General features: G+C 55.2%; 16 protein-coding genes and 1 riboswitch. Of the genes, 7 read left to right on the forward strand and 9 right to left on the reverse strand.

Annotation, left to right across the window (positions count from 1 at the left end):
* Positions 1 to 459 precede the first annotated feature (459 nt).
* The 4 genes from AC2FI9_RS22025 to AC2FI9_RS22040 are packed head-to-tail and all read left to right on the forward strand — an operon-like array spanning position 460 to position 3962.
* Entirely contained in the window at positions 460 to 1110 is a 651-nt protein-coding gene (locus AC2FI9_RS22025; RefSeq protein ID WP_496770792.1) for a histidine phosphatase family protein, read from the forward strand.
* 21 nt (positions 1111 to 1131) lie between these two features.
* Entirely contained in the window at positions 1132 to 1746 is a 615-nt protein-coding gene (locus tag AC2FI9_RS22030; protein WP_496741934.1) for a glutathione S-transferase family protein, read from the forward strand.
* A 14-nt stretch (positions 1747 to 1760) separates the two neighbouring features.
* On the forward strand, positions 1761 to 2816 hold the full coding sequence (locus AC2FI9_RS22035; protein ID WP_496770794.1) for a saccharopine dehydrogenase: 1056 nt from the start codon (positions 1761 to 1763) through the stop codon (positions 2814 to 2816).
* Between the two features lie 3 nt (positions 2817 to 2819).
* The gene (locus tag AC2FI9_RS22040; protein ID WP_496770796.1) at positions 2820 to 3962 is read left to right on the forward strand and encodes a saccharopine dehydrogenase family protein; all 1143 of its coding nucleotides are present in this window, start codon (positions 2820 to 2822) and stop codon (positions 3960 to 3962) included.
* 71 nt (positions 3963 to 4033) lie between these two features.
* On the opposite strand, the gene AC2FI9_RS22045 is transcribed toward AC2FI9_RS22040, so the two are convergent.
* From AC2FI9_RS22045 to AC2FI9_RS22070, 6 genes are all read right to left on the reverse strand, one after another.
* Positions 4034 to 4237 (reverse strand): DUF1127 domain-containing protein, encoded by a 204-nt coding sequence (locus AC2FI9_RS22045; RefSeq protein WP_472722265.1) that lies wholly within the window; start codon positions 4235 to 4237, stop codon positions 4034 to 4036.
* Positions 4238 to 4287: 50 nt separating this feature from the next.
* On the reverse strand, positions 4288 to 4515 hold the full coding sequence (locus tag AC2FI9_RS22050) for a DUF1127 domain-containing protein (protein WP_496741928.1): 228 nt from the start codon (positions 4513 to 4515) through the stop codon (positions 4288 to 4290).
* 270 nt (positions 4516 to 4785) lie between these two features.
* Complete coding sequence (locus tag AC2FI9_RS22055; RefSeq protein WP_496741927.1) at positions 4786 to 5280, reverse strand: universal stress protein; 495 nt, start codon at positions 5278 to 5280, stop codon at positions 4786 to 4788.
* Between the two features lie 17 nt (positions 5281 to 5297).
* Entirely contained in the window at positions 5298 to 6638 is a 1341-nt protein-coding gene (locus tag AC2FI9_RS22060) for a TRAP transporter large permease (protein ID WP_058273758.1), read from the reverse strand.
* Between the two features lie 17 nt (positions 6639 to 6655).
* Positions 6656 to 7192, reverse strand: coding sequence for a TRAP transporter small permease (locus tag AC2FI9_RS22065; RefSeq protein WP_058273759.1), 537 nt, complete (start codon positions 7190 to 7192; stop codon positions 6656 to 6658).
* 69 nt (positions 7193 to 7261) lie between these two features.
* Positions 7262 to 8278, reverse strand: coding sequence for a TRAP transporter substrate-binding protein (locus tag AC2FI9_RS22070; RefSeq protein ID WP_058273760.1), 1017 nt, complete (start codon positions 8276 to 8278; stop codon positions 7262 to 7264).
* A 170-nt stretch (positions 8279 to 8448) separates the two neighbouring features.
* Between AC2FI9_RS22070 and AC2FI9_RS22075 the strand changes: the two genes are divergently transcribed.
* The gene (locus AC2FI9_RS22075) at positions 8449 to 9360 is read left to right on the forward strand and encodes a LysR family transcriptional regulator (RefSeq protein ID WP_496741923.1); all 912 of its coding nucleotides are present in this window, start codon (positions 8449 to 8451) and stop codon (positions 9358 to 9360) included.
* 186 nt (positions 9361 to 9546) lie between these two features.
* Positions 9547 to 9789 (forward strand): hypothetical protein, encoded by a 243-nt coding sequence (locus tag AC2FI9_RS22080; protein ID WP_496770798.1) that lies wholly within the window; start codon positions 9547 to 9549, stop codon positions 9787 to 9789.
* Positions 9790 to 9869: 80 nt separating this feature from the next.
* On the opposite strand, the gene AC2FI9_RS22085 is transcribed toward AC2FI9_RS22080, so the two are convergent.
* The 3 genes from AC2FI9_RS22085 to AC2FI9_RS22095 are packed head-to-tail and all read right to left on the reverse strand — an operon-like array spanning position 9870 to position 12509.
* Positions 9870 to 10769, reverse strand: coding sequence for a metal ABC transporter solute-binding protein, Zn/Mn family (locus AC2FI9_RS22085; RefSeq protein WP_496770800.1), 900 nt, complete (start codon positions 10767 to 10769; stop codon positions 9870 to 9872).
* Complete coding sequence (locus AC2FI9_RS22090) at positions 10766 to 11668, reverse strand: metal ABC transporter permease (protein ID WP_496770801.1); 903 nt, start codon at positions 11666 to 11668, stop codon at positions 10766 to 10768. The genes AC2FI9_RS22085 and AC2FI9_RS22090 overlap by 4 nt, the downstream gene beginning before the upstream one ends.
* Positions 11661 to 12509 (reverse strand): metal ABC transporter ATP-binding protein, encoded by an 849-nt coding sequence (locus tag AC2FI9_RS22095; RefSeq protein WP_496770803.1) that lies wholly within the window; start codon positions 12507 to 12509, stop codon positions 11661 to 11663. Before AC2FI9_RS22095 ends, AC2FI9_RS22090 begins: the two co-directional genes overlap by 8 nt.
* 139 nt (positions 12510 to 12648) lie before the next feature.
* Positions 12649 to 12859, reverse strand: a riboswitch (cobalamin riboswitch).
* Between the two features lie 308 nt (positions 12860 to 13167).
* On the opposite strand from AC2FI9_RS22095, the gene AC2FI9_RS22100 reads away from it, so the two are divergent.
* Positions 13168 to 14913 (forward strand): acyltransferase family protein, encoded by a 1746-nt coding sequence (locus tag AC2FI9_RS22100; protein WP_496770805.1) that lies wholly within the window; start codon positions 13168 to 13170, stop codon positions 14911 to 14913.
* The last annotated feature ends 962 nt before the right edge of the window (positions 14914 to 15875 follow it).

The raw sequence follows: 15875 nt of genomic DNA on the forward strand, positions 1-15875 counted from the left end.
ACAGGCATCTCCCAACCAGCAAAATCAACAAGCTTACCCCCCAACTCAACGTGCAAGTCATACAAGGGGGTGCGTTTGAGGGCGTCAGACATGGCAGAGACCTTTCCTAAGTCCTTGGCAATATTGCCGCATGAATTGCAACGTTATCTCGGTAGTGCCGCCAATTGACACCAAGGTTCCTAGGACTGTGCAGCGAGTCAACAGGCTTCGACTGCTGGTGGTCTTTTGGTCCCCCGAGGCTGGCGTTGCAGAGGCATGTATACGGCCGCATGCAGCAGCTTTGTATCCTATAGGAAACTTTTTTCCGTTAGGCAACATCGCATGCGACGTGCCATGGGCAAATTTCTGCGGCGAACAAAAGACAGCCGAACCATCAAACTGATTTTTAGCCGCTTTCTGCCAAAGGGCTCTGGCACCGACCCGGAACCTGCCCTAAGACTTCGCGCAAGAGGGGACGCAATGGCACATATCACACTGGTGCGTCACGGGCAGGCCAACACCACCGCACGTGACGAAGTAAACTATGACAAGCTCAGCGATCTGGGCCATCAGCAAGCCCGTTGGCTGGGCGCGCATCTACAGAACACACAAGCGTTCTACCCGCGCGTCTATTGCGGAACCCTGTCGCGCCACGTGGAAACCGCCGCCAGCATGGGACTGCCCGAGCCTTCCCGTGATCCACGCCTCAATGAGGTTGAATACTTCACCATCTCGAAATTGTATGAAGAGCAACATGGCATCCCCGTGCCGACCGACCGGGAAGGGTTTGTCGAACATCTGCCCCGCACTTTTGCCGCCTGGGCCAGAGGCGAGATCGAGGAAACGCCCGAAACCTTTGAGGAGTTCGAAACACGCGTCTCGGACGCTTTGCGCGACATCGGCACCAATGGCGGTCCGGCGATTGTTGTAACCTCGGGTGGGTTGATCTCGATGGTTGTCAGGCAGGCCATGGGACTGGACATACCTGCGATGGCGCGGGTGGCTCTTGCCATCATGAATACCTCCATGCATCGTCTGCACCCGATTGGCGCGCAGCTAAGCCCGGTTCTGTTCAACGCAGTCCCGCACCTGGAAGCGCCAGACAGGCAGTTTGCCCAAACGCATCTGTAACCCAAGCCCGGAGGTCCCCTGATGCAGCTTTATTTTGCCCCCCGCACCATTTCGATCGCCGTTGCCATCGCCTTGGAGGAGGCCGGTCTGGACTATGAAGCGGTCCGTCTGGACTTCGCCGAAGGCGACCAGACCAAACTGGCTTACAAGCAGATCAATCCAAAAGGCCGTGTGCCGGCATTGGCGGTTGATGGCGGTATCCTGACTGAAACCGGAGCGTTGCTGGAATATGTCGCTACGGTTGCGCCCGACGCAAATCTGGTCCCCGCCGATCCGGTCATGGCGGCCCGTATGCGCGAAGTGATGTATTATCTGGCCTCGACCATGCATGTAAACCACGCACACAAGCTGCGCGGTGCCCGTTGGGCTGACAAGAAATCCAGCTGGAAAGACATGACCGGCAAGGTCGCCCAGACCATGACGACGTCCTGTGAGTACATCGTATCAAACGGTTTGCGCGGGCCCTTTGTGTTGGGCGATACGGTCTCGCTGGCGGACGCCTATCTGTACGTGGTGTGCAGCTGGCTGGAAGGTGACGGTGTGGACGTGTCGGCCTTTCCCAAAATCCTCGCTTTCCGCGAGGCGATGGAGGCGCGCGCCTCGGTTCAGGCGGTGCGCGCCGCCGGGATGATTTGAGTAAAGGACGACGCATGACACATCTCTGGGTCCGGGCAGAGCAACGCCCGAATGAAGAACGGGTTGGATTGACCCCAGAAGGCGCGGCGTCCCTGGTTGCGGCAGGCATCCGGGTGACAGTCGAGGAAAGCCATGTCCGCGCTATTCCGATAGATGGGTACAAAGCGGCGGGCTGTGAGATTGCACCAGAGAACTCGTGGCCCGACGCGCCGCAGGACGCAATCATCTTTGGCCTGAAGGAACTGCCAGAGAATGGCATACCCTTGCCCCATCGCCACATCATGTTTGGTCATGCCTACAAGGGTCAGCACTCTGGTCGCGCCCTTTTGGAACGGTTTAAGGCCGGGGGAGGCACGCTCTACGATCTGGAATACCTCGTGGATGAAAACGATCGCCGTGTCGCAGCTTTCGGATATTGGGCCGGTTATGCCGGTGCGGCTGTCACCCTCAAGACGTGGGCGGCACAGCAGCGCGGAGAGGAGTGCGCTCCGGTTGGTGTTTACCCAAGCAAAGACGCCCTGAACCAAGAACTTCTTGCCGAACTGGATGCAACGGGTTCTGATCGACCCCGCGCCATCGTCATCGGTGCCTTGGGACGTGTTGGCGCGGGCGCGGCTGATCTGTGTGAGGCAATGGGTGTCACTGTCACTAAATGGGACATGGCCGAAACCGCCAGCGGTGGGCCTTTCCCCGAAATCCTAGATCACGACCTGTTCCTGAACTGCATCTTTGCGCGCCCCGGCACCCCGGTTTTTGTACCACGGGGTGCGTTGACCGCCCCGCGGAACCTGACAGCCATAGGTGATGTCGCTTGCGACCCGGACAGCGATTACAACCCGGTTCCGGTTTACGACCGTGCCACCACGTGGGACGCCCCTGCCTTGCGTGTTGCGAGTGATCCGGTGATGGATGTCATGGCGATCGACAACCTGCCCTCGATGCTGCCGGTCGAAAGCTCTGACGATTATGCAGCGCAATTGTTGCCATCCCTGTTGACCCTGACCGATTTGGACAGCGGCGTTTGGGGTCGGGCAGCGGCGACCTACAAATCTCATATCGAAGGGATCTGAACGATGACCATCCATTGGTGTGGCACCGGCCTGTCGGCCATCCCCGGCCTGCGTCGCCTGATTGAAGGCGGACACAAGGTCACTGTCTGGAACCGGACCGTTGAAAAGGCCAAGGCCGAAGTCGGAGACCTGACCGACGACATTCGTGCCTTTGACATCGACGCACTGGGCGCAGTGCTGAAAAAAGGCGACGTTATCGTCTCGATGCTGCCGGGCGATTGGCACGTACCGCTGGCGGAACTCGCGATTTCCAAAAAGGCCAACTTTGTCTCATCCTCTTACATCGCGCCCGAGATGCGCGCGCTGGACGACAAGGCGCGCGAGGCCGGTGTGGCGCTGGTGAATGAGGTCGGGCTTGATCCGGGTATTGACCACCTGATGGCACATGCCCTGATCGCCGACTATCGCGCCTCGGACGCGTTTGATGCGAACAACCACCTGAGTTTCATCTCGTATTGCGGCGGCATTCCGAAGAACCCCAACCCGTTCCGGTACAAGTTCAGTTGGTCCCCGCTGGGTGTGCTCAAGGCCCTGCGTTCGCCGTCGAAATCGATCCGCGATTATGCGCCGCTGGACGTAGCCCGCCCGTGGGACGCGATCAGCAGCTATATCGCTCCGCTGCCCACACCTGAAAGCTTCGAGGTCTATCCGAACCGCGACTCTCTGCCCTTCATGGAGGAATATCAGTTCGAGGATCACTGGACCGTCAAGGAATTCGTCCGCGGGACCCTGCGCCTGAATGGCTGGGCTGATGCGTGGTCGGGTGTGTTTAGCGAGATCGAAACCCTATCCGGACCCGAAGGCGACGCGCGCCTGAAGGAAATGTCGGACCAGTTCTGGGACGAAAACGCCTATGACGAGGGCGAACCGGACCGCGTGGTTCTGTGCGTAGGGCTGAAGGCCGAGAAAAACGGCACCCCCGTCTGGCACAAAACCTATGTCATGGATGCCTGGGGCGACGCGCGTGGCACGGCAATGGCGCGGCTGGTGTCTATCCCGGTCTCGCTGGCGGTCGAAGCGGTCCTGAACCGTGCGATCGCCGTCGGTGTCCATGCGGCACCTAGCGACCCAAAACTGGTGCAAGGCTGGATGGCCGAGATCGACAAGCTGGCCCAGCATTTGCAGGTTGTGGATCACCTCGCGTAAGAAAAGCCACTCTGGCACGCCAGAGTGGCTTTGTTTCGCTTTTTTTCAATCGCCCGGCTTTTGCCAGCCTGTCAGATGTAGCGCTGAATCGTGTCTTCGATATCGCTGCGATTTATGCCCAGCTCTGACAATTCCTGATCGGAAAAGCTGTTCAGATACTGTGCAGCCCGAACGATTTCGGAACTGATTGCACGTATGCGCATAGCGCGGTCGAACAACAGCAGGGCGCTATTCGTGGGGGGCAATTGCTTGCTTGGTGGGATGACATCAAACATGGGGTCTACCTCATAACTGGTTACGCGAGCGTGTTTTGGCTGGCCCGTCGCTACTGCCGATAGGGTGCACCGTGATAAACGCTTTGATAGGCGCGTTGCTTGATTTCAGCCCGAGGGACGCCGATGTCGCTCAGTTGGCGATCGTTTAGTGCCTCCAGGTCGTGGACTGTTTTGGCGAAAATCCTGCGGCGGAAGTGTTCGGTTCGGGCTTCTGCATAGTCCGCGAACAGCGTGGAAAAAACGTTGCGGTTCGGGGTGATGGTCTGTGTCGCTTCCATGGTCTTCTCCTCCTGAATTTGGATTGCGGTTTTGGTCACAACTCAAATAAAGGAACCGGTTCTTAAGGAGAGAACACCGTTTCATTAAGCTCCGTTAACGAAACTTGCCGGGTATGACTTGAGGCGGAGGTTTGTAGCTTGGAAAGCTATGGCCCGGGATGAACACAGGGCTGTTAGATGCGGAACAGGCGGTGTTCGGGCATCACCAGATTGGTTCGCGGAACAGCACAAAGCATGGGCCGCTACGATCGCGGCGGCCCATGGAAATTCTTAGCCCTCGTCCGGGTTCGGAACGATCAGTGTCGGGATATTCGACCGACGCAAGACACGTTTCGCAACTGTACCGAGGAAGGTGTGCGAAAAGCCGTGGTCATGTGCACCAAGCACGATCAGATCGCATCCCATCTCGACCGAGCGCCGCAGGATCACCTCGGCCGGGTGCCCGTCGGTGACCTCGATCGAGGTCACCTGATCACGAATCTTGGCGTCTTCGCCTTCGAACTGCGCCCAGAACTTTGCCTGCCGTTCGGCCAGCACCTTGCGCACCATCTCATGGCGACGCTTGGCGGCGGTTTTGCGGGTCTCTTCGTTCAGGATGAACATGTCCATCGTGATCTTCGCGTCGTCCGACAGGGGCTCGTTCACGTGCAGGACGTGAATTTCCGCCCCTGTTGCCATGGCAATGCTGGCCGCATTGCGCATGGCGTGACCCGAGTTCTCCGACAAGTCGGTCGCGAACAGGATATTTGTCACCATTTGTTTCATAACATTATCCTTTCAGGTCAGTAGCCCAACAGCCTTGGCAGCCATAGCGACAGCTCAGGGAAGAACGCAATGATGAAGATCGCGATGGTATTGGCCGCCGCAAAGGGCAATGCGCGCAACGAAATCTGCTCGATTGTGATATTCGAAATACCCGATGCGATGAACAGGTTTTCACCCAGCGGCGGCGTCTGGAAACCGATACCCAGCGTACAGACCATCACCACACCAAAGTGGATCGGGTCGATGCCAACCGAATAGGCCACCGGCAGCATCACCGGAACCAGGATCAGGATCGTGGCCAGCGTCTCCATGAACATGCCGACGAACAGCAGGAAGAAGATGATCAGCGCCCAAATCACATAGAGGTTGTCGGTAAAGCTGAGCATCGAGTCCGCGATGATCGCAGGGATCTGGTTTTCCACCAGAAGGCGGCCAAACACGGTCGCAGTGAACAGGATCAGCAGAACACGGCCCGTCAGCCACGTGGTGGCTTCAAGCGACTGGAACAGCGACTGCCATGTCAGTTCACGATAGATAACCACGCCAACGAACAGAGTGTAGAAGATCGCGACGATTGCGGCCTCGGTCGGGGTGAAGAAGCCGGTATAGATACCACCCAGGATCACCAGCGGCGCCATCAGCGACCAGAACCCGCGATACATCTCGCAGGCCACATGACGCAGCGACCAACCTTCGGCCACACCTTTGTACCCACGCTTTTTAGACATGAAGTAGTTAAGGATCAGCAAGCTGGTGGCGATCAGGAAGGCCGGAACGAAACCCGCGATGAACAGTTTCGAGATCGAAACCGACTGGAAGGTGCCAAACTTTTCAACTGCTTCCAGCGGAGGCGCCATACCGAGCGCGGCAATGCCGAAGATCACCATCGGGATGGAGGGAGGAATAATAATCCCGAGGCCGCCAGAAGAAGCGGTAATAGCAGAGGCATAGCCGCGCTCATAGCCACGGTCGATCATTGCTGGGATCATCAGCATCCCCACGGCCGCGGTTGTTGCCGGGCCCGAGCCCGAAATGGCGCCAAAGAACAGACAGGCCATAACCGTTGCAGCCGAAATACCGCCGGTGAATGGACCAGCCAGACTTTCCGCAACATTGATTAGGCGTTTTGAGATACCGGCGGCCTCCATAAGAGCCCCCGCCAGAATAAATGCAGGCAGCGCCATCAGTGGGAACGCGCCCACCGAGGTAAATGCAATCTGCACGAACTTGATTGGGTTTTCGCCCAGGTAAAGGAACGAGAACAGCGATGCCACACCCAGCGCAACCGTGATCGGTGCACCGATGAGCAGCAGTAAAAGAAACGATCCAAATAGGATTGTGACGATTTCGGATTCCATGGTTTTTCCTCCCTGCCTCAGTCGCGCTTAGCTGCTTCGGTGGCAGCTTTGATTTCATCAAGGTCGATCTGGTCAGGATCATGGATATCTTCGCCTTTGATCAGGCGGCGATAGTTCACCTGAATGATGCGCACGGTCATCAGCGCAAAGGCGAGAGGCAGAACCATGTAGACATACTTCATCTCGATACCCAGGGTCTGGGACTTCCAGAACTTGTTCATCTTGTTGAAGACAAAGTCCGTCGCCAGATACAGGAAGTAGACGTTGAAAAAGAGCCAGAAGAGATCAGCAAAAGCCTCGATATACTTGATGTAGCGTTCGGGCAGGAACTTGAACTGGAAGGTCACCCGGTTATGCGCGCCTTTCAATGCCGCATAGCTGGCGCCAAAGTAGACAAACCAGACGAACATGTAGACTGACAGTTCTTCGATCCAGCTATACGAAAAGCCAAAGACTTCCCGCGCGATGATCTGTACAAACAGCAGACAGACGAAGCCGGATAACAGGATCCGGCAGATGATACTTTCGATATTGTCCAGAAATTTCCAGAACATTGCGGAATTCCCTCCTCCCTGAGATGAAAAGAGCGCCGAAGCGCTCTTTTCCTTTTCGCTCTTTGGCGATTATTGCTGGACGGGCTCGCGGCCGATGGCCTCGAGGACCGTGTTCAGTTTCTCGACGCCGCCGATGGACTCATAGAACTGAGGCCATACTGCACCGGTTGCCAGTTCGATGAACTCGGCCTCATCGTTCTCAGGATCGATGATTGCCATGCCTTTTTCGGTCAGCTCTTCTTTGATCGCAGCTTCAGAGTCACGCAGGAACTGCGCGGAAATCTGAGTTGCTTCCTGACCGGCTTCCAGGATGATCTTCTGGTCTTCTTCGCTCAGACCCTGGAAAACAGATTCCGAAACGATCAGCGGTTCGATCGAGAAGATGTAACGCAGGTTGGTCACGTGGTTCTGGACCTCGTAGAACTTCATTGCGTTGATCGTCAGGTAAGGGTTGTCCTGACCGTCGACAACTTTGGTTTGCAGACCGGTGAAGGTCTCGGACCATGCCATCGGAGTCGGGCTGATACCCCAGGACTTGTAGGTTTCAATCATGATTTCGTTCTTGGGAACGCGGATGATCAGGTCCTGCAGGTCAGCAACCGAGCTGACAGGCTTTTTCGAGTTGGTCAGACGGCGGAAACCTGTGTAGGTCCAACCGATGATGCGCACACCTGCGTCACGAATGGTGTTTTCCACCAGTTCCTGACCGATCGGGCCTTGGGTCAGCTTTTCAGCATCTTCCAGGGACAGGATCACATAAGGCAGAGTGAACACACCAACCGAAGGCGAGAACGGCGTGATGTTGTTGATCGCCAGCAGCGACATGTCCAGCGTGCCGATTGCGGCCTCGTTGACGGTGTCCTGCTCGGAACCCAGCTGACCGTTCAGGAACAGTGTAGCTGTGTGTGCGCCACCCGATTTTTCTTCGAGTGCCTTAACGAAAGCCAAGCCAAGGGCTTCTTGTGCGCTGCCTGCACTATCGCCAACAGCAATCTTGAAGTTTTTCGCGTCGGCTGCGCCCGCAACCATCAGGGCTGCGACCGAAACGGCAGCAGTCATGGTGCCAAGCTTTTTGATGAATGACATAGATGTCCTCCCAGTTTTATCATGTTTCGAGGTGCGCGCTGACCTGGGGAGAGATGGCCAGTCCGATTCTACCTCGGCTTTTTCAGAGTAGCTCGTGAAATGTGTTTCTATGTTGCCATTCTTTGCGCGATAGGTTTCATATATATCGAACCTTACGAATTGGGTAGAAAATGGTTGCCTCACGCATCGGCGACAGCGACATCCGATTGCTGCGCGTTTTCAAGACGGTTGTGGAAAGTGGTGGTCTGTCTGCGGCCGAAGTTGAGCTGAATATCGGCAAATCGACGATTTCCAAGCATATTACTGATCTGGAACTGCGATTGGGCCTGAAGCTGTGTACGCGCGGCCCAGCGGGTTTCGCCCTGACCGAAGACGGCGCAAAAGTGCTGCAGGCAGCAGATCACCTGCTTGTGTCCGTGTCGCAATTTCGAAACGAGGTCAGCGAGATCAAGGAACAGTTGGGGGGAACGATCCGCATTTCGCTGTTTGATCAATGTGCATCAAACCCGGATTCCCGGCTTGCCCGTGCCATTCATCGGTTCAACGAAGCCGCCCCCTCGGTTCAGATCGAATTGTCCCTTGAGCCGCCAAACGTGATCGAAACCATGGTTATCAGCGGTCAGCTCGACATCGGGATTATTGCGCTGCATCGCCCGTCGACAAGTCTGAACTATGCGCCGTTATATGGCGAGAACATGTTCCTGTATTGCGGCCGGGAACACCCCCTGTTCGAAATACCGGACCGGGAACTTAGGACCAGTGACCTACTCAGGTACAATTATGTTGGGCTCAGCGTGAACTCTCCGAACCTCATTGTCGGTCAGCAACTGGGCTTTCAACGTTCAGCAAAAGTTCAAAGCGAGCAGGCGCTGGCCATACTTATCTTGTCGGGGCGGTACATAGGTTATTTGCCTGATCATCTTGCGCAGGATTTTGTGGACCAGGAAAAGATGCGGATGGTGTTGCCGGACGAAACGCAATATCGAACCCGGTTTGCTGCAGTGACCAGAAAGCAACCTGAACCGACGCGGGTGACCAAACTGTTTCTGGAAGTATTGCAGAGCGAACATTCGAAACCCTGACAACTTCTCGGTCGACACAATGCATGCCGGTTGTGGTCGAAGCGAAGCTTTTCACTTCCTATCAGCACTGAAACGCAAGGTTGGGGTCGCGTTTTTGGTACCGCCAAAAACTTGTGACTTTCCGCCACATCACTAGCGTTCGCCTTCCTCTCACTTACATGTGCGGCATCAAAATGAGGCGGACACATGATAGACGACGACCCCCAACCCGCAGGGTATTATAACACGCACGACATATGGACCTTGGACCCCACGCCTGCGGACCAGTTGGTCTATGACGCCTTTGCCTCGGGCGTTGTCGACCTTTTGCAAGTGTTGGATGACAACAAGACGATGATGTCACGGGACGTTTACGCGAGACTTTTTGCCTCGCTATTGGATCTTTCCCGTACTTTGGGAGAATACGAAGACGGCTGGAAGCCGGACTAAGCGACATTTTCCCAAAACCCAGTGTTCCAAGGCACGGTATGAGGCGGCGGCTCTAGCACCGCCTCGTGTCTGCAGACCAATTAGCTTGCGGTTGCGTTCCCAAGTGCATTCAGCAGAGTGTTCAGATTGTGCTGGAACATCGCAAGGTAGCTGGTGGCAGGGCTACCCCGTTCCGACAAGGCGTCCGAGAACAGCCGTCCACCAATCACGATGCCAGTTTCATCCGAGATCTGCTGAATCAAAGTGGGGCTTGTGATGTTTTCAACAAACAACGCGGCAGCACCATCCGCCTTCAGTTGGTCAATCAGAACAGCAAGATCCTTGGCTGATGGCTCTGCCTCGGTGTCGATGCCAACCGGCGCAAGGAAAGTCAGGCCGTAGGCGTCTGCCAAATATCCAAATGCGTCATGTGCGGTCACAACCGTGCGGCGATTGGCGGGCAGACCTGCCAGCTTTGCCTTGGTTTCTGTATCCAGCGCCTCAAGCTGCGCGATATAGACCGCGGCATTGGCAGCGATTTCTTCGGCGTGCTCGGGCATCGCCTCTGTCATCACGTCGGCGACATTGGTCACGTAAATCATGCCATTCGACAGCGAATTCCAGGCGTGGGGGTCGATTTTGCCCTCGACTGTGACAGGCGTGATGCCGTCGGTGGCAACGTGCACGGTTGCGTCAGTGCCCGATTCAGCGATTAGGGTATCGGACCATGTCTCAAAGCCCAGACCGTTGACAAAGATGATATCCGCCTGGGCAACGGCCTTCGCATCTGCAACCGAAGGCTGATACACATGCGCATCCGCATCCGGACCCACGATTGTCGTAACTGTGGCCAGATCGCCCACGACTTCTTCAACCATGTCGCCGAGGATCGAAAAGCTGGCGACGATCTTGACGTTGTCTTCTGCCGCAACAGTCGGCAATGCAGCCAAAGCAAACGACACAGAGGCGATGCCGGCATAGAGTGACTTCACAAGAGTCATTGTGCTCTCTCTTCTTGTTGAATTTGGGCAATGGGGATGTCTTTGGAAACAGACGGTTTGCGCATCCGTCTGCCAAAACCAAGCGGACCGAAAATGGCGGAGAACAGAAAGAACCCACCGGCAACCAAAACGATCGCCGGGCCGGATGGCGTGTCCGGGAACAGGTAGGACAGGGTCAGGCCGATCCAGCAGCTGGACAAGGCAAATACAAAGCCCAGGACCAGTTGCCCGGTGATCGTACTGGCCCAATAGCGCGCAGCGGTCGCAGGCAGGATCATCAAGCCAACGGCCATCAACGTGCCCAGCGTTTTGAATGCCGCCAGCAGGTTCAGAACCAGCAGCAGCATAAAACCCTGATCAACCAGCCACGGCCGGCGCGTTTGAGTTTCGAAGAAAACCGGATCACAGGTGCTGACAATCAGCGGACGAAGCAGAACGGCGAATGCCAACAATGTTACCGTCGCCACCCCTCCGACAAGGATCATCGACGCGTCGTCGATCCCAAGGATTGATCCGAACAGGAAGCTTTTTAGTGGGACTGCGGACCCTGCTGCAGACAGAATAAAGATACCCACCGCCAGTGCGATCAGATACAGCGAGGCAAGGCTGGCATCGCTGCGCAGGATCGTCCGGCGTGCGAGAAAGGCGGTCAAAATGGCGACGCCAACACCCGCGATAAGCCCTCCGACCAGCAGTGACATGACTGACAAGCCCGCCGTGACAAAGCCGATGACGATGCCTGGCGTAATCGCATGGGCCATGGCCTCACCAGCCAGCGATAGGCGACGCAGAACAAGAAATGCCCCAACCGGCGCGACCGAAGCCGACAAAACCGTGGTTGCCACAAAAGCGCGACGCATGAAGGCAAAGCTCCACATTTCTGCGATCAGGTCATACATTGGCGTGCTCCGCTGTTGAATGGGTGCCACGGAACATCCAGGACGCCTGACTTTCCGAGAGGTATCCTTGCGCAACCAGCCGGTCTGGTGTCAGAACGTCATTCACCGGTCCATGGGTCGCCTCTTGCCCGCCCAAAAGCAGCGCGTGGCTGCAATAGTCCAGTACCGAGGAAAGATCGTGCACCACCAAAACCACCGCGCGCCCCTCATCGCGCCATCGGCGTATAATCGACAGCAGATGCGCCTCAGTACTTTGGTCGACGGCGGCAAACGGTTCATCCAGCAGGATCAGCGGCGCGTCCTGCATGACAACTCGCGCGAACAGCGCGCGCTGCAGTTGCCCGCCCGATAGCATATGCAGAGGCCGGTCAGCGATATCCAGTACCCCGGCCTCATCCAGCGCGGCGGCCATCCGGTCACGCGCCGCGGCGTCCAGCCCGGTACGATAACCAAACCCGCGCCAGGCACCCATCGCAGCAAGATCCCTCACACGGATGGGAAATCGGCGGTCGAACTCTGTCATCTGCGCCAGATACCCGATGTCACCAGGACGGCCCTGCGGCCAAGTCAAATTGCCCGAAAGAGGATCCATCAAGCCCAGCAGCATCTTTACAAAAGTGCTCTTGCCCGACCCGTTCGCACCAAGAACGGCAAGGGTCGTTCCAGCCGCGATATCCATGGAGAGGCGGTGAAACAATGTAAGGTCGCGGTAGCCCAACGTCAGATCGCGGATTTGTAAAACGGCCGTCATCAAATCACCGCGTAAATCGCGAGCCACAAGAGCGCCGACAGCGCCAGAGCCCCCGCCACCAGCACCGGAACGCTGAATTCTGTCAGACACTTACCCCTTTGGGTGTCAGCTTTTTGCAATGACAACGGCAACGCCTCCTGTGTTTGGACAGGGGCAAAGCGAGCGCAAGGTCGTGCACGGTACGGGCCGCTTGAAACATTGTCATCTCCCTCTGGGACACCCCGCCCAGGTTCATAAATTTCGGATGGCAGGTCTCCTGACTTGCGGGTCAAAGCTATCCCGATCCTTCCCAGGCTATTGCCCAGTGGACGATCTCGGGTCGCTCGCCGCCTACAGTTGCGGGGGCAGTCACGGAATTGGTCTTTTCACAGAACCGCACCGTATTCCCTTTTATCCCTGACCGCAGAATACAGTCGGGAACCATCACGTGGACCAAATACGAATTGATTTGATTCGACAAGAGCGCGAACCAATCGGTGATGGCAATTTGTACCAGGCTCCAATCGGCCAAAAAAATTCTACGATAAGGGTGCTAGCAATGGCAGTGACTTCGCGGGGCTCACTCAGAAGTTTTCAGCCTGGGTCTTGCAACGACCGGAACGCATAAACCTGCCAATACTTTGTTCGATTGGCTGCGGCGGCTCAAAGTTCCTCGACACACTCTTGACGACAGATACGCTTCGAAAGCTCACAGGCCCGAGCACAAAATACAAGAGTGGGTTTTGATTAAATGCTGTAACGGAAAGAAATTGATGGCCTTCGCAGCATTGCAGTTTTACCAGTGGTTCTTTTTCATTCCGGCATAAGCCTGTTCAGTGGAGGTTTTTTAGGCGTAGACGTTTTCTTCGTTATCAGCGGATATCTAATAACCTCTATTATCCTTGATGATCTTGGAAAAAATAGCTTCTTTCTTTTGAAGTTCTACGAGCGTCGGGACCGACGGATCTTGCCTGCCCTGAGTGTCGTCGTACTGGTGTGTATTCCTATCGCTTGGTTTACCATGCTGCCCGATCCACTGGAAAACTTCGGCCAGAGTGTCGTGGCCACGATGTTCTCTCTGAATAATGTTCTTCTCACGCTAACAAGTGGATACTGGGACCTCGCGTCCGAGTTCAAACCTCTGGTTCACACATGGAGCCTGGCAGTTGAAGAACAGTTTTACATAGTTTTTCCGCTTTTGCTTATGGCCCTGTACCCGGTAATTAAACACAGAACGGATCTGCTGGTTTGGGCTATCATCGGGTCCAGTTTCCTGGCGAGCGTACTGTTGGTTCAAACCCACCCGGAGAGCACATTTTATCTTCTGCATACACGCGCCTGGGAACTCGGATTCGGTGCATTGGGGGCATGTTGGGAAAATAAGCGCAAGGTTAGAGCGAGCAACAGTCTTTCGCTACTTGGCCTTATAGCGGTGATTGCATCTATGGTGATCTTTGACGGGACCATGCAACACCCGTCATACCTGACAGCCGTTCCGGTCGTCGGGTCTTTGCTCGTTCTCCTCTATGCAAAGGAAGGCACTTTTGTCGCCAAACTGCTGAGCATCAGAATTCTGGTTGGCATTGGCCTGATCAGCTACAGCCTGTATCTCTGGCACCAACCAATTTTCGCATTTGCGCGCATTGCGAGCTTTGAGGAACCCAGCCCGTATTTTCTTGCCAGCTTGATACCATTTGCATTCCTTTTGTCCTATCTGACCTGGCGTTTTGTCGAACAACCGTTTCGCAACAAAAACGCGATCTCTCTTTCACGCCTTGTTGTTTCGTGCACCGCAGTGACCGCAACGCTGTGTGCTGTTGGGCTTTCGCTGTATCTCGGCCAAGGCTTCCCTACACGCGTTTTCGACACGGATCGAGAGGTCGCAGCGGGGATGCACATTTGGTATAATCACCGCATCAGCCAATACGACGCAGATAAGTTTGATACGAACAGCGGCATCAACGTTTTGATTGTCGGAAACAGTCAGGCCCGTGATTTTGCGAATATTCTCATTGAGATGGGCATAATGAAGGATGCAAATCTAATTTATCGCGACGCGCTCAATGTTTGCGAGCCCAGGCTTTGGGACGATGACACAAAATCTTTGATACAAAATGCTGACGCGACTTTCTTGCCAATCGTCAACCTTTCTGGCGCTTGCAAACTCTTTCTTGAAAACGGGCTTGCCGCGCAACACAATATCGTCTTCGTCGGCCCCAAACACTTTGGTTACAATCTCAATGCATTCACCTTACTGCCCAGATATGGTCGGCCAAACTATACGACGAAGGTATTCGAAGAAATAGTTGAGGCAAACAGGCAGAATGCGTCGGTCATACCGGCTGGTTTGTATGTCGATATCATCAGCTACGCGACCACAAATGGGAATCAGATCCATGTTTTCGATCAAAATGGAGACATTATTTCTGCGGACCGAGTGCATATTACCCAAGCCGGAGCCCAATTCTTTGCTTTATTGATGAAAGACCATCCAGCGTTTGAGATCTTTTTCTAACGCTGGGTCTTCGCATGTTCTGTCCTGATCAAAAGAAACAGATATGTGCGGCTTTAAAGTCTAAAATGAGAGCGATGGCCTTCTTCCAAATCGAGTTGCCGGGTGGTGCCATTTCCTCAGCCTTCCCGACAATAGTCTCGATCCGATTACCCCGGCGTTTGCGGTCATCCGAAGTTTAGATCAGGGAAATGCGCGCCGGATGTAACAGTACTTCCGTCACGACGGCGGCCCGGCCCCAAAACAAATGCTGCCCCGCTGGAGGCACTTAGGGGGCAAAAGCCCCCACATTCTTCTCCCAAACATCGCCAAACAACCCAGCGGCAGGGCATTGCGTCCTCGAATTTGGCTCTGTGGCCCTAAACGTCACCAGCAAAACCGCCCCTTGACCTGACCGACCGGGTAGCAAGTCAAATCTGGCGATTTGAGATGCGATTGGGCTCTAAGCGACTCCGCAACCGCTTCGAGATGTGAAATTGGCAGGACATGCACGACATCATCGGAGTCGCATTTACAGACGCGTTGGGACGCATTCGTTACCTTATGCCTACATCCCGCTTTGGGTTTGAGCGGTTCAAGGACAGCCATGCACTGAGAAAAATTCTGGACAATTCGCGTTTCAAATCCGTTTCGGAGGTATACCCACACTCACAACTGTATCCTGTTGCTTCCACAATGCTTCCAGTCAGTTTGGACCTAACGCAAAAAGCCTCGCGTTATGCGAGGCTAAGTATTTGATATCCGACCTTAAAGTTTGGTTGCGGGAGCAGGATACCAACGATGTTTGCAGTCTCTGCTCTACAGTACCGCATAGGCGCAATTCACATTCTTGCTCAGGTTCTTCTTAGTCGCGTGATATGTGTCGAGACTGTTGCACTTATGCACTATCGTGTCTGACGTCAGCACCAATGGGACAGTTTAAGTAGATTTGATAAGAGAGGGTTTCTGGCTCATCGTAACCGCCA

The sequence above is a fragment of the Ruegeria sp. CDSA246 genome, assembly GCF_059611225.1.

What these genes read in the sequence shown, in the direction of transcription:
- AC2FI9_RS22025 (WP_496770792.1), top strand. Translation starts at nt 460, where the DNA reads ATGGCACATATCACACTGGTGCGTCACGGGCAGGCCAACACCACCGCA.
- AC2FI9_RS22030 (WP_496741934.1), top strand. Translation starts at nt 1,132, where the DNA reads ATGCAGCTTTATTTTGCCCCCCGCACCATTTCGATCGCCGTTGCCATC.
- AC2FI9_RS22035 (WP_496770794.1), top strand. Translation starts at nt 1,761, where the DNA reads ATGACACATCTCTGGGTCCGGGCAGAGCAACGCCCGAATGAAGAACGG.
- AC2FI9_RS22040 (WP_496770796.1), top strand. Translation starts at nt 2,820, where the DNA reads ATGACCATCCATTGGTGTGGCACCGGCCTGTCGGCCATCCCCGGCCTG.
- AC2FI9_RS22045 (WP_472722265.1), bottom strand. Translation starts at nt 4,237, where the DNA reads ATGTTTGATGTCATCCCACCAAGCAAGCAATTGCCCCCCACGAATAGC.
- AC2FI9_RS22050 (WP_496741928.1), bottom strand. Translation starts at nt 4,515, where the DNA reads ATGGAAGCGACACAGACCATCACCCCGAACCGCAACGTTTTTTCCACG.
- AC2FI9_RS22055 (WP_496741927.1), bottom strand. Translation starts at nt 5,280, where the DNA reads ATGAAACAAATGGTGACAAATATCCTGTTCGCGACCGACTTGTCGGAG.
- AC2FI9_RS22060 (WP_058273758.1), bottom strand. Translation starts at nt 6,638, where the DNA reads ATGGAATCCGAAATCGTCACAATCCTATTTGGATCGTTTCTTTTACTG.
- AC2FI9_RS22065 (WP_058273759.1), bottom strand. Translation starts at nt 7,192, where the DNA reads ATGTTCTGGAAATTTCTGGACAATATCGAAAGTATCATCTGCCGGATC.
- AC2FI9_RS22070 (WP_058273760.1), bottom strand. Translation starts at nt 8,278, where the DNA reads ATGTCATTCATCAAAAAGCTTGGCACCATGACTGCTGCCGTTTCGGTC.
- AC2FI9_RS22075 (WP_496741923.1), top strand. Translation starts at nt 8,449, where the DNA reads ATGGTTGCCTCACGCATCGGCGACAGCGACATCCGATTGCTGCGCGTT.
- AC2FI9_RS22080 (WP_496770798.1), top strand. Translation starts at nt 9,547, where the DNA reads ATGATAGACGACGACCCCCAACCCGCAGGGTATTATAACACGCACGAC.
- AC2FI9_RS22085 (WP_496770800.1), bottom strand. Translation starts at nt 10,769, where the DNA reads ATGACTCTTGTGAAGTCACTCTATGCCGGCATCGCCTCTGTGTCGTTT.
- AC2FI9_RS22090 (WP_496770801.1), bottom strand. Translation starts at nt 11,668, where the DNA reads ATGTATGACCTGATCGCAGAAATGTGGAGCTTTGCCTTCATGCGTCGC.